Genomic DNA, 12,926 nt, shown 5'->3' on the forward strand with positions numbered 1-12,926 from the left:
GATCGATTGAAGGCTTCAAAAGCTCAAAACTCCAAATCCGAGTCCTGTCTTAGGCCTCGGATTTTTTACGCCTGCACTAATAAACACTTAAGTCAGCAAAAATAAGTTCAGTGTTTAATCACTACTCAGCTAAGTTAAACGTCGGCGACGCTCGGTGTAATATCAAAGCTTAAAGAATGAAAAATGTACCTTGAGCTTGCCAGACAAGGAAGATATCTCATCACTTGCTATCGCTGTCTGTTGAATATTATCTAAGTTGTTTTGCACCATTAGGTGTATTTCCTCTAATCGCTCAGAAATATTTTGGGTGACAATGGATTGTTCCTCAGAGGCTGCAGCTACCATAGAATTAATATCAGATATCTCAGAGACGGTTGATTTTATAGTATTAAAGCTGCCTGAAAGGGAATTGGACATCTCTTGAGAGTGGCCAATCAATTCCGAACTTCGCTTCATGAAGTCATCGGCCATCTGGGATTGTTCTTGAAGTCTGGTGATATTTTCTTGGATTGTTACCGTCGCCTGCTGGGTTTTACTGGCTAAGGAGCGAACTTCATCGGCAACAACTGCAAATCCTCTGCCATGCTCACCGGCCCTTGCAGCTTCAATGGCTGCGTTTAATGCGAGTAAGTTTATTTGATTAGAAATACCATTAATAACATCAATAACAGAGCTAATGTTTTGCGAATAATCGCGTAAATCATTAACGATAATCGATGACTCCTGCATTGATTCGCTTACTTTGGTCGCTATGGCATCTGAACGGGTTAATATGTCAGCACTGGCAGATATGACGTCCATCGCCAGTACGGTTGCTCTTTCAGCATGGGTTGCATTTAACGCCACTTCTCCTGCGGCTGCAGATAATTCTGTCGCAGCCGTAGCGACTTGGTCGACTTCAGATTGTTCACGTTCTGCATTGCTGGTGTTAAGTTGACTTAAATCTGAAATGATCACTTGATTATCCAAGAGTTCGACCATGATTTGATGAGAAGACTCTATGGACTCAAATACATTGTTTTGTAATCTTGATAGAGAGTGAGCTATATCATCTAGTTCGTTTTTAGACTCGGGTATATCAAGCTTTGAAAAATTCCCTTCTGACATCTTCTTTATGGTACTTACCACCAGAGGCAGGTTTTTCAGTTCAATTTTTAGGGTTATCCAAACACCTAAGATAAATAAGACGCTGATAAATATGGTACCTGCCACACTTGAGTAGATGAAAGCATTGGCCGTTTTTATCGATTGATTCTGTGGCACGATCGACCACAGTATATTGCCATCATTTAATGCCGTTCTAGACACACTGAACCAATCATGATCAGGGTTTTGATAGAGTAATGGCTCGAGGTTAACATCTTTGTAAATGGGCCTTATGTCATATATGTTTTGCTGAAACCAGCTGGCATTAATTTGATCAACCAGGAGTACCGCACCAGAGGTATCGGTTATAGCGAATTCCAGGCTCACAGCTGGCATTAAGGAGCTCAATTCAACGTCAACACCCAAGACTAGGACTTCGCCATCGGCCGTCCTAATAGCTGCTGATGCAGTAATATTTACATCACCGTATTTTCCGACATAAGGTTCAGAGATATAAGAGGCTGCGTCATTCTCTATAATTTGAGTAAACCACTCTCTTCTTAATATTTTGGGATTGAAGTTAAGCACTTCACCTGCTGCTGAAGCTGCCCAGACCTGGCCTTGTTGCGATGCTAAAAAAACATCGATATATGATGATTTGCTGTTTTTAATCTTGACCAGATAAGGTGTCGATAATTCCCCTTGCGGGTTAATAGCCGATGCTAATGATTTCAAATCCATATGTAGATTGTCTATGGCGGAGTCATAAATAGCCGTTAAGGTTGAGACTGCTACCGCGTCTGATTTTTTTATTAATTCTTCTTTCCATGATGATAAGTACCAATAAGCTATCGAGCTAGATGTAACCATTAGAAAAAGAGATATGAGGAGTAAGTTACGGCCTATCTTTATAATCATTTAAAAAGCACTCTGTATAAAAAACGGCTTACAATACCATTGCCTAAAATGCTAATCAATGACCAATTCTATTATAATTTTTTATTTAAATTCATATGTTACCATTTTACTTTACGCACGTGAAAGCCGGGCGTAACAAGTGTTGCGCCTCTAAGTGTTATATTTAATTTTCATATTGAATTAGTCGTCATGTTATTAATTTTAACTGTTTTTCTGGGTAAGATTACTACATTGTTTTATTAATATTGAATTGCGCAGCCTCTATTGTTGCCGCGAGGTTATCTTGTTGTTTTTTTGTATTACTAATTCTATGTTAATTTAACGGCACAAGTTTACTTTATCTTACAAACTAAGATGAGGGGGGAATAAGCTAGGGGGGATTTTCGTTTTTATTCCTAAGTCGACGCCGCATTAACACTGATCTGGTATCATGGCCGATAATTGTTGGAGTTCAGAGTGATGCTATTGAAAGTGGTGTCAATGGCAAAACCATAGCCCATGCAGTCGATAGATAAGCATGAAGGTTAAACGTACCAATATCTCGTCGATGCCACCAATCGAAGAAGAAATGTGATTTTATTTGATATTTAAGGTCATTTTCAAGCCGCTCCCATCTTGTTAGAATGTGTCATCCAACGCATCAACTCACTATCTGGAAGCAAAAATGAAGATCCTTGCCGATGAAAACATGCCTTATGTACACGCGTTATTTGGCGATTTGGGCACGATTGAAACCGTTAATGGCAGGGAGATAACGCCCGAGCAGGTCAAAGATGCCGATGTGCTCTTGGTTCGCTCTGTGACTCAGGTCAATGGGTCTTTGTTATCGCTTAACAGCCAGCTTAAGTTTGTCGGCAGTGCCACTATCGGCACAGATCATATCGATACCGATTATCTTGCCACACGGGGCGTACCCTTTAGTAGCGCCCCTGGTTGCAATGCGACGGCTGTGGGGGAGTTTGCTTTTATCGCCATGCTGGAACTCACTCATCGTTTCGGCGGTAAGCTTAAAGACAAGACTGTGGGTATTGTGGGGGCGGGTAATACGGGCTCGGCGGTGGCTAAGTGCCTTCAGGCCTATGGCGTGACTGTTTTGCTGCATGATCCTGTGATTCAGGATAGCGACCCCCGTGATTTTATCTCATTAGATGAACTGATTAGTCGCTGTGATGTGATAAGTCTTCATGTGCCCATCACTAAGACTGGCGAGCATAAGACCTGGTACCTGTTCGATGAGGCCAGACTCAATAGCTTAAAACGCGGCACCTGGCTGCTTAACTGTTGCCGTGGTGAGGTGATAGACAATCGCGCGCTTATTAAGGTCAAGCAGCAAAGGCCGGACATTAAGCTGGTACTCGATGTGTGGGAAGGGGAGCCTAATCCTATGCATGAGCTGATCCCCCTGGTCGAATTCGCGACGCCTCATATTGCCGGTTACAGCCTTGAAGGTAAGGCTCGTGGCACTTATATGCTGTATCAGCAGTTGATGCAGGTGCTGGGTAGAGATGCCGATAAGTCCATGACTGCGCTATTACCGTCCCTATGGAGCGCTCAGTTGGATATCGAGTCGATACCCAATCAGCAGTCTCTGTTGCAACTCGCCCGTTTTATCTATGATCTACGTGATGACGATGAATTATTCAGAAAAACTATCCTTGATGATTCATCAAAAAATCCCCAAGTTGATTCACTTAATAACAATGGCTTTGACCTTATGAGAAAAAATCACCAGCATAGGCGTGAATTTAGTGCCTTAAGGCTAGTAAACACTGGGCATTGTGATGTAAATTGGCTGACCAATTTAGGTTTTTCAGGAATCGGACAGTAATTATGTCGCAAGAATTCAATATTGTCGTATTAGGTGCATCGGGCGCAGTGGGTAAAACCATGATAGAGATCCTCGAGGAGCGCAAATTTCCCGTCGCGAAATTATTTCTTCTAGCCAGTAGTCGTAGTGCGGGTGGTACGGTTAGCTTTCGCGGTAAACAGGTAGAAATTCTTGACGTAGATGACTTCGATTGGTCTCAGGCGCAGATAGGCTTCTTCTCTGCCGGTGGTGATGTCTCTGAAAAGTGGGCGCCTATCGCCGCTGAGAATGGCTGTGTTGTCATCGATAACACCTCTCATTTCAGATACGATAACGATGTTCCCTTGGTTATCCCTGAGGTTAACCCGGAAGCGATTGCCGATTTCCGTAACCGTAATATCATCGCGAACCCCAACTGTTCGACGATTCAGATGTTGGTTGCGCTCAAACCTATCTATGATGCATTCGGTATTTCACGTATCAATGTGGCCACCTATCAGTCGGTATCGGGCTCAGGTAAAGAGGCTATCACAGAGCTTGCTGGCCAATGCTCTAAGCTACTTCAAGGTCTTCCTATAGAGCCTAAGGTTTATTCAAAACAGATCGCCTTCAACGTGTTACCGCAAATCGATACGTTTATGGAAAACGGTTACACCAAGGAAGAGATGAAGATGGTCTGGGAAACTCAGAAGATCTTCGGTGATGACAATATTGTCGTCAATCCTACTGCAGTTCGAGTGCCGGTATTTTTCGGTCACTCCGAAGCAATACATCTGGAGACCATCCAACCCGCCGAAGCCGAAGATGTTAAGGCTGTGTTGCGTGATGCTCCGGGGGTTGAATTATTTGAATCCAATGAAGAGTATCCTACGGCTGTGACAGAATCTGCTGGCACAGATCCCGTTTATGTGGGACGTGTACGCAAAGACATCTCTCATTCACACGGCATAAATCTTTGGGTGGTATCTGATAATATTAGAAAAGGTGCGGCACTCAACAGCGTTCAAATAGCCGAGGTGTTGATTCGCGATTATTATTAATGTCGAATTTATAAATGGTTAAATGCCAACTTGATGAAAAAGTCTGCAATATGCAGGCTTTTTTTGTTTTAGCCGTTGTTTTTGAATTGTGAACAGTAGCAGACCTGGGGTTTCTGGTTTATAGTAATCTCAATAAATACAATTGCCTAAAGCTTCGCTGCTGGAACTGCAGCATCACTGCGCTTGAAAGGGAAGAATTGATGAACGTTCGCACTTGGTATCTTGTCGGTCTGATGGCCTCAGCCCTAATCGTTTTTTCTGTAAGTCCGCTGGTCCAAACTGCTTTTGCTGCTGAGCCGCTGAAGATCACTGGCCCCGATGGTGAGGTGAGGCAAACTAATCGTCAGTATGGCCCGACTCGGTCTTCCGATACGTTCTGGAGCATAGCTCAAAAGGTTCGCCCTGATCAGAGTGTCAGCATCTATCAAGTCATGGCGGCCATTTATGATGCCAACCCCCATGCTTTTTCTAATGCCAACTTTAATAGTCTAGAAAAAGGCATGATACTGCTTATTCCGTCACAAGACTTGATGTTGGCCATTCCTAAGAGCATGGCCAAAGCGCGTGCCGAGAGAGATGATAAAGGCTGGAAGAAAACGACTCAGCCTAAACTTGTACAAGCAACACCAGCAACGACAGCCAGCCCCGTCACCTTACCTACTACCCCTGCCGATACGAGCGCGGCTCAAAAATCTACAGCAAACCAGGATTTAACCGAGCTAACGGCTAACCTCGAAGCGGCGGAAGCTAAAAATCTGCAACTCACCGATGAGCTTGGCAGGGCCCAGGATCAGTTGGATTTAGGTGATTCAGATACAGAAACATTGAAGAATAAGATTGCCGAACTCAATGAGCAGGTTGCGATTTTAGAAGAACAATTGCAGGCCAGTAACTTGCGAGGTGCAAGCCTTAATGCGGAGGTTAAATCTCTACAAGAACAGGTTAATGCACTGCAAACTATTGAGCCTGAGGAAGATACCGATCTGTGGCGTAATCTGATGAGCAACCCTCTGATGCTAATCGCGGCTATCTCTATCCCAGCATTACTGTTATTGCTGCTGTTGTGGTTATTCTTGAGACGTCGCCGTGATGAAGACTCAGCTACAGACGAACAAACGGCTAAGGAAACAGGAGATACATCTGCGCCGAAGGCCCCTGCCGAGCCAGGAGTAACACAGGCGCCAGCAGGTGAGGATCTTGAAGCCATGGCAGTTCATCTTGATACCCAAGATGATGATTCCATCGATTCACTGATGAACATAGATACGGCCGAGTTACAGCCGGAAGTGGATCTGGCCGCGGATATGTTTGTTGATCCAGGTGACACTCCGAGTGAGGAGGAGCTTGTCGAAGAGGAAGGTCAGTCTCTGGATGACCTTTGGGCCGAGGCGATGGGGGAGCAAGATGATGAGGAGGCTAAAGCGGGTGCAGACGATTTAGATTCATTATTAGCAGGTTTCGATGAAGCGGCCGATGTAGAAAGTGCCCAGGTCGAGGCAGCAGCTGAGAGTCAGACCGCAAATCAGAGTGAGCTTGTTGCAGCAGATGATTTAGATTCATTATTAGCAGGTTTCGATGAAGCGGCCGATGTAGAAAGTGCCCAGGTAGAGGTAGCAGTTGAGAGTCAGACCGCAAATCAGAGTGAGCTTGTCGCAGCAGACGATGTAGATTCTCTGTTAGCTGGTTTCGATGAAGCGGCCGATGCCCCGAGTGATGATGCTATAAATCTTTCCGCACAGATAGCTGCTGAATTAGAGCAAGATGTCACTATGACCGCCGAGGACGATACACCCGGTGAAGAACGTGTTGAAAAAGAAAGTGTTGAAAAAGAGATTGAAGACGATTTAGATGCCCTACTGGCAGGGTTCGATGCGCCTGCAGAAGACACTCGCGGCGAGACGCATTTTGACTCCGATCTTAGCGATGCCATTTCTGCCGAGCTCGAAGGTGAAGTCGAGATGAGCAGCGCCGATAACCAAGATGATCTTGATTCATTACTTGCCGAGTTCGATATTGCCGACCGACACGATAAACCAGAAATATTGGACGACAACCTGCTAGAGCCTGACGCTGAACGTGAGCCTAGTGGCGACGATGCGCTGGACTCTCTGTTAGCCGATCTTGAGGCTGTCGATCCTAAAGCGGGTCAAGATCCTATGGCAAGTAAACCTGCTGGGGGCATGTTTGCCGATCTCAAAGCCGGTAAAAAAGCCGATAACAGCTTGGATTGGGAGTCCAATGCCGATGTGCAAGCGCCTGTCATTGCACCTGCGGGTAATGATGAGCCGCTAAGTCCATCATCAAATGCTAGTGAAACCATTGTCGATAGCGAAATTTCTTTGAGCCTAGATGATGAAGAAAAGCTGACTGTCGACGAGGTACTAGCCGCTCTCGATGCTAACGACTTGTCTAAATCTCCAGCAGTCGCAGTACCCGAAAATGACCTTACCAGCTTCCAGAAGGACAATGGTTTTATCGATATCGATCGTCTCCTCAATGAGGCAAATGAAGATGTGGTGGACTTGGACCAGTATAAAGAGCTGGATGTCGATATGGGAGAGCTGGACAGCCTGATGGGTAATGCTGCCATGGTTGACGTCGATGATGAAGAAAACTCGGTTAATGCCAAGTTAGATCTCGCCAGAGCCTATTTAGAAATTGATGATGACGACAGTGCCAAAGCCTTGCTTAAAGAGGTGCTACTCGATGGCAATGACAGGCAGAAAGAGGAAGCCGACGGTTTAATTAATTCCTTAGATTAAATTTGTGCCACTGCTAAAATAACGGCGCATCTAGCGCCGTTTTTCTTATCTGTAATTCAAGTGTGTGCTAAAATCCGCGCCAAAATAGGTCAAACAACTTCTCTGGGTTTGCTTTATAACGAGCTAACCCCCCATGATTGATTGTATGAGTGGCGACAGAGACAGGTTCAAAGAGGGTGTATGCGAGTAGCGTTAGGTATCGAATATGATGGCAGCAAGTATTATGGCTGGCAGCGTCAGCTCGAAGTCGACACGGTTCAGGCTCAGTTAGAGCGAGCCCTGTCAAAAGTAGCCAATCAGGCCATTAGCGTTCACTGCGCCGGTAGAACCGACTCAGGCGTTCATGGTACGGGACAAGTGGTCCACTTCGAGACGACGGCTATTCGTAAGGAGAGTGCCTGGACCTTAGGTGTTAATGTCAACTTGCCCGACGATATAGCAGTGAAATGGGTGAAGCTGGTCGATGATGATTTTCATGCTCGCTTCTCTGCGACGGCCAGACGTTATCGTTACATCATCTATAACTATCATTTAAGACCCGGGATCTTACGTTCGGGTGTGAGTCATTATCGAGGTCAACTCGACGAGAACAAGATGCATCATGCGGCCCAGCATTTTGTCGGTGAGCATGACTTTACCAGTTTCAGGGCGCTGCACTGTCAGTCTAAAACCCCGTTTCGACATGTCCATGAGGTCAATGTGACCCGCCAGGGCATGTACATATGTGTGGATATCAAGGCGAATGCCTTCTTGCATCATATGGTGCGTAACATAGTCGGTTCATTGATTGAGATTGGTCAGGGTCATCAGAATGAAGACTGGATTGTCAGTCTGTTAGCCCTCAAGGACAGAAGCAAGGCGGCCCCCACGGCGAAGCCGAATGGCTTATATATGGTCGATGTGACTTATCCGGATAAGTATGAACTGCCAAAATTAGCACTCGGTCCGCTATTTATGTTGGATTGATAGCCTTGCTAGGCATCTCTATCGGCACCACTGTGTGGTGGAATTTTTAATTAATTATCAAGAGCACAATATTCATGTTTAACGCCCCCGCTCAAGATGCCAGCTTAGAAACCTGGTTAGATTATTTGCTTGCCATACACCCAACTGAGATCGAGATGGGGCTTGGGCGAGTATCACAAGTGGCCGATCGACTCGGGCTTAGGGATCTCGGTACCACTAAGGTGATCACCGTTGCTGGCACCAATGGCAAGGGAACCACCTGCGCCATGGTCGAGCAGGTGTTACTCCTGGCAGGGGAAAGCGTCGGTGTTTATAGCTCGCCCCATATGCTTAAATACAATGAGCGGGTTCGTATCGATGGCAAAGATGTCGATGACGGGCGTTTTGTGCAAGCCTTCGATGCCATCAATCAGGCGCGTGGTGATATCTCCCTGAGCTATTTCGAGTTCGCGACCTTGGCTGGCTTATATATCTTCAAAGCGGCTAAGCTAGATACCGTGTTATTGGAAGTCGGGCTCGGTGGCCGATTAGATGCCATCAATATCATAGATGCCGACATTGCCGTTATCACTTCTATCGATCTCGATCATCAAGAGTATCTTGGCGATACCCGAGAGTCTGTCGGCATGGAGAAAGCGGGGATCTTACGCGCCAATAAACCTGGCGTTATCGGCGAGCCTGACTTGCCGGCCTGTGTGATCCAATATGCCAATGACTTAGGCGCAGTATTGCATCGCGTCGGTCACGAATTTAGCTACAGCAGTGAGGCCGATTTCTGGCAGTTTAGCGGCCTGCAACCCATGAGTGATATTCCTCTGCCTGCGTTGCCATTGCCCAATGCGGCAACGGCGCTAGCCTTGCTTGAGTTGGGTTGGCCTCAGCTCAGTGCCGACATCATACGTGAAGGCATACAAGGGGCCAGACTCACAGGCAGGCTCGAAGTGGTCGCCGAGCAGCCTCTGGTCTTGCTCGATGTGGCCCACAATCCTCATGCCGCCCGTTATCTGGCTAAACAGCTTGAAAAACATCAAGCTAAGCGGTTATTTGCCCTATGTGGCATGTTAAAAGATAAGGATTGTCGTCAAGTTATCGAGACTCTGGCACCTCTGGTCGATGTGTGGGCATTTACCAGCCTGCAAACTGAGCGTAGCGCCTCGGGAGAGGCCCTCAACAAGATATTTGTGCGACAGGTTCAACATACAGGTGTATCGGCCGATGCTAAGCACTTCGATTCCGTAGAGTCGGCTTGGGGCGCAATTGCTGCAGAAATATGCCAAGGAGATGTAGTCATTGTATTTGGCTCCTTTTACACTGTGGCAGAGTTTAAAAATATCGAACTGGGGGTGATTAATCATGGATACAAAGGATAAAGAGCAAGATAACGAGACGTCGGGTCATTTTCAGAACCGCTTAGTGGGCGTCATCGTCTTCGTCGCATTAGGGGTCATTTTTCTCCCCGATGTGCTCGATGGCAAGAAAGAGCAACAAGAAGAGCATTTTTCCGAGATCCCCCTGCGTCCTCAAGTGGCCGATATGACTCTGCCCGATGAGGCGATACAAGCGGTGGATCTTAGTGACAAGGAGCTTGCGTTTCAGTCTGAAGAGCAGGCCGCTACATCTGATGCAGACAAGTGGCAAGTGGTCGAGACAGAGCCCAAACCACAGCAGCAGGCTGCGAGCACAAATGTGCAGCCGCAGAGTAAGCCACAGAGTAAACCTGAGTCTAAAGCCGCTGTGAAGCCGACGATTACACCTGTTGTTGAGCCTCTTGTACCGACGAGTTCAGTCTATACATTACAACTCGGCAGTTTCAAGAATGCCGCCAATGTGAGTGGCCTTATCAGCAAGCTTAGAGCCGGAGGTTTCAATGCCTATACCTTGCCGACTCACCCCGTCGATGGCAAGTTGACTAAGGTGTTTGTCGGGCCTGAATTCTCTAAATCTAAGCTGCAGTCGCTTCAACCTGGTATCGAGAAGTTGACCAAGCTTAAAGGACGAATTGTCACTTATCGTCCCACAGCCTCTTAAGCGAAAACTGTGATTAGAGATCGAAACAATAAATTATCCCATTTGGGGGTGAGAATGTGCTCGGTCTCTGTTAAAATCCCGCCGTCTTAACCCTATGTTGGATTATCATTAAATGGTTTGGATCGATTACGCCATTCTCACTGTTATCGGAGTCTCGACTCTAATCAGCTTGCTTCGTGGTTTCGCGAAAGAAGCCATGTCGTTAGTCGTCTGGTTTGCAGCCTTCTTTGTCGCGAGTCAGTTTTATCAAGATCTCGCGGTTTACCTCACCCAAATGCAAGATGAAATGCTTCGTAATGGCGTCGCAGTTGCTATTCTATTTATAGCGACACTCATCATAGGGGCGTTAATTAATTACCTCATCGGTCAGTTGGTCGACAAAACTGGCTTATCCGGGACCGACAGAGTCCTGGGTCTGTGTTTTGGTGCCTTGAGAGGTGCCTTAATTGTCAGTGCGTTACTATTTTTTATGGATGCGTTTACGGGCGCACCCAATACGGATTGGTGGCAGAGCTCAACACTCGTGCCCGAATTCGGCGTTGTTATCCAGTGGTTTTTTGACTACATAGAAAACACGTCAAGCTTTGTACCCAAAATATAAAATGCACCCAAGCATTAGTAGGTTTAGCTTAAGTCGATTCTGACTTTTGCGACTAAAAATTATAATTATCAGAACATCTTACAATGAGGAATCTCACCCATGTGTGGTATCGTCGGAATAGTTGGCCGGTCATCGGTTAATCAGCCTATCTATGATGCACTAACCGTACTCCAGCATCGCGGTCAAGATGCTGCTGGTATCGTGACTGTTGATGGCAATGCGTTTAGATTACGTAAGGCCAATGGTCTGGTAAAAGACGTATTTGAAGTGAAACATATGCAACGCCTGCAAGGTAACATAGGTATCGGTCATGTCCGTTACCCAACCGCAGGCAGCTCGAGTGCATCTGAGGCTCAGCCTTTCTACGTTAACTCTCCATTTGGTATTTCATTAGCCCATAACGGCAACTTGACCAATACCGTAGAGTTACATAAGCGTCTGCTTAAGCAGCGCCGTCACGTGAACACCACATCTGACTCTGAAGTCTTGCTAAACCTGTTGGCCGATGAGATTCAGCAGTGTAAAAACGAGAGCTTAAGTGCCGATGAAGTGTTCGATGCCGTGATTAATGTTCACAACTTGATCCGTGGTGCCTACGCCGTCGTTGCCTTGATCATAGGTCAAGGCATGGTCGCTTTTCGTGATCCCTTCGGTATTCGTCCTTTGGTTCTGGGTAAGCAAGAGACTGAGAACGGCATCGAATATATGGTTGCCTCCGAGAGTGTAGCACTCGATGCGGTTGGCTTTAAACTGATGCGTGATATTGCGCCGGGCGAAGCCGTGTATATCACCCAAGATGGTGAGCTATACACACGTCAGTGCGCTAAAGACCCCGTCTATGCACCTTGTCTATTTGAATTTGTTTACTTCGCACGCCCTGACTCGACTATCGATAAAGTCTCTGTCTACGGTAGCCGGGTGAACATGGGGGCTAAGTTAGGTGAGAAGATTAAGCGAGAATGGGAAGATCATGATATAGATGTGATCATTCCGATCCCGGAAACCTCATGTGACACAGCGTTAGAGATAGCGCGTCACCTAAATCTTCCATATCGACAAGGTTTCGTTAAAAACCGTTATATCGGCCGTACGTTTATCATGCCTGGTCAACAGGAGCGTAAGAAGTCGGTACGTCGTAAACTCAATGCCATAGGGGTCGAGTTTAAGGGCAAGAATGTCTTGTTGGTCGATGACTCTGTGGTACGAGGTACGACATCAGAGCAGATCATCCAGATGGCTCGCGAAGCCGGCGCTAACAAGGTGTACTTTGCCTCGGCGGCACCGGAAATACGCTTCCCTAATGTCTATGGTATCGATATGCCAACGACGAGCGAGTTGATTGCCCATGGTCGTGATGTGGATGAGATCAGTAAGATGATTGGTGCCGATGGCATGATCTACCAAGACCTTGAAGATTTAATTGAAGCGGTTCGCATGGAAAACCCTGAGATTAAGCGTTTCGAGACCTCGGTATTCGATGGCAACTACATCACTAACGATGTGGATCAGGCTTACCTAGATCACATCACTCAGTTACGTAATGATGATGCTAAGGCCAACCGTAACCAAGATATCGGCACTAATCTAGAGCTGCATAACGTTTGTCATCCATAAACACTCGCCTAATGGTGAGTGTCTTCTTAGTGAAGGCGAGTTAACGTTTAGAAAGCCGACATATCAAGTTTGAGTGTCGGCTTTTTATTGTTCAATTTTTTTTG

General features: G+C 46.3%; 9 protein-coding genes. 8 read left to right on the forward strand and 1 reads right to left on the reverse strand.

Translation table 11 applies throughout. The features are described 5' to 3' along the window. Positions 1 to 162: 162 nt before the first annotated feature. Positions 163 to 2,004 (reverse strand): methyl-accepting chemotaxis protein, encoded by a 1,842-nt coding sequence (locus HRU42_RS01620; protein WP_295028397.1) that lies wholly within the window; start codon positions 2,002 to 2,004, stop codon positions 163 to 165. A 664-nt stretch (positions 2,005 to 2,668) separates the two neighbouring features. Here HRU42_RS01620 and HRU42_RS01625 point away from each other — a divergent pair. The 8 genes from HRU42_RS01625 (at position 2,669) to purF (ending at position 12,822) form a co-directional block, all read left to right on the forward strand. After that, the gene (locus HRU42_RS01625; RefSeq protein ID WP_295028399.1) at positions 2,669 to 3,832 is read left to right on the forward strand and encodes a 4-phosphoerythronate dehydrogenase; all 1,164 of its coding nucleotides are present in this window, start codon (positions 2,669 to 2,671) and stop codon (positions 3,830 to 3,832) included. Positions 3,833 to 3,834: 2 nt separating this feature from the next. Further along, a complete protein-coding gene (locus tag HRU42_RS01630) occupies positions 3,835 to 4,851 on the forward strand; it encodes an aspartate-semialdehyde dehydrogenase (protein ID WP_295028401.1) in 1,017 nt (338 codons plus the stop codon). Positions 4,852 to 5,051: 200 nt separating this feature from the next. Next, positions 5,052 to 7,613: a FimV/HubP family polar landmark protein gene (locus tag HRU42_RS01635; protein ID WP_295028403.1), complete on the forward strand. Its 2,562-nt coding sequence runs from the start codon at positions 5,052 to 5,054 to the stop codon at positions 7,611 to 7,613. Between the two features lie 180 nt (positions 7,614 to 7,793). Next, on the forward strand, positions 7,794 to 8,579 hold the full coding sequence (gene truA, locus HRU42_RS01640) for a tRNA pseudouridine(38-40) synthase TruA (protein ID WP_295028405.1): 786 nt from the start codon (positions 7,794 to 7,796) through the stop codon (positions 8,577 to 8,579). 74 nt (positions 8,580 to 8,653) lie between these two features. After that, positions 8,654 to 9,949 (forward strand): bifunctional tetrahydrofolate synthase/dihydrofolate synthase, encoded by a 1,296-nt coding sequence (gene folC / locus HRU42_RS01645; RefSeq protein WP_295028407.1) that lies wholly within the window; start codon positions 8,654 to 8,656, stop codon positions 9,947 to 9,949. Continuing rightward, positions 9,933 to 10,607 (forward strand): cell division protein DedD, encoded by a 675-nt coding sequence (gene dedD, locus HRU42_RS01650; RefSeq protein ID WP_295028409.1) that lies wholly within the window; start codon positions 9,933 to 9,935, stop codon positions 10,605 to 10,607. The genes folC and dedD overlap by 17 nt, the downstream gene beginning before the upstream one ends. Positions 10,608 to 10,719: 112 nt before the next feature. Beyond that, on the forward strand, positions 10,720 to 11,208 hold the full coding sequence (locus HRU42_RS01655; protein ID WP_193633351.1) for a CvpA family protein: 489 nt from the start codon (positions 10,720 to 10,722) through the stop codon (positions 11,206 to 11,208). A 99-nt stretch (positions 11,209 to 11,307) separates the two neighbouring features. After that, positions 11,308 to 12,822, forward strand: coding sequence for an amidophosphoribosyltransferase (gene purF, locus HRU42_RS01660; RefSeq protein ID WP_295028412.1), 1,515 nt, complete (start codon positions 11,308 to 11,310; stop codon positions 12,820 to 12,822). Positions 12,823 to 12,926: the final 104 nt, after the last annotated feature.

Origin of the sequence: Shewanella sp., from assembly GCF_013214165.1 — a bacterium.
In the GTDB taxonomy this organism is placed as follows: Bacteria; Pseudomonadota; Gammaproteobacteria; order Enterobacterales; family Shewanellaceae; genus Shewanella.

What these genes read in the sequence shown, in the direction of transcription:
- HRU42_RS01620 (WP_295028397.1), bottom strand. Translation starts at nt 2,004, where the DNA reads ATGATTATAAAGATAGGCCGTAACTTACTCCTCATATCTCTTTTTCTA.
- HRU42_RS01625 (WP_295028399.1), top strand. Translation starts at nt 2,669, where the DNA reads ATGAAGATCCTTGCCGATGAAAACATGCCTTATGTACACGCGTTATTT.
- HRU42_RS01630 (WP_295028401.1), top strand. Translation starts at nt 3,835, where the DNA reads ATGTCGCAAGAATTCAATATTGTCGTATTAGGTGCATCGGGCGCAGTG.
- HRU42_RS01635 (WP_295028403.1), top strand. Translation starts at nt 5,052, where the DNA reads ATGAACGTTCGCACTTGGTATCTTGTCGGTCTGATGGCCTCAGCCCTA.
- truA (WP_295028405.1), top strand. Translation starts at nt 7,794, where the DNA reads ATGCGAGTAGCGTTAGGTATCGAATATGATGGCAGCAAGTATTATGGC.
- folC (WP_295028407.1), top strand. Translation starts at nt 8,654, where the DNA reads ATGTTTAACGCCCCCGCTCAAGATGCCAGCTTAGAAACCTGGTTAGAT.
- dedD (WP_295028409.1), top strand. Translation starts at nt 9,933, where the DNA reads ATGGATACAAAGGATAAAGAGCAAGATAACGAGACGTCGGGTCATTTT.
- HRU42_RS01655 (WP_193633351.1), top strand. Translation starts at nt 10,720, where the DNA reads ATGGTTTGGATCGATTACGCCATTCTCACTGTTATCGGAGTCTCGACT.
- purF (WP_295028412.1), top strand. Translation starts at nt 11,308, where the DNA reads ATGTGTGGTATCGTCGGAATAGTTGGCCGGTCATCGGTTAATCAGCCT.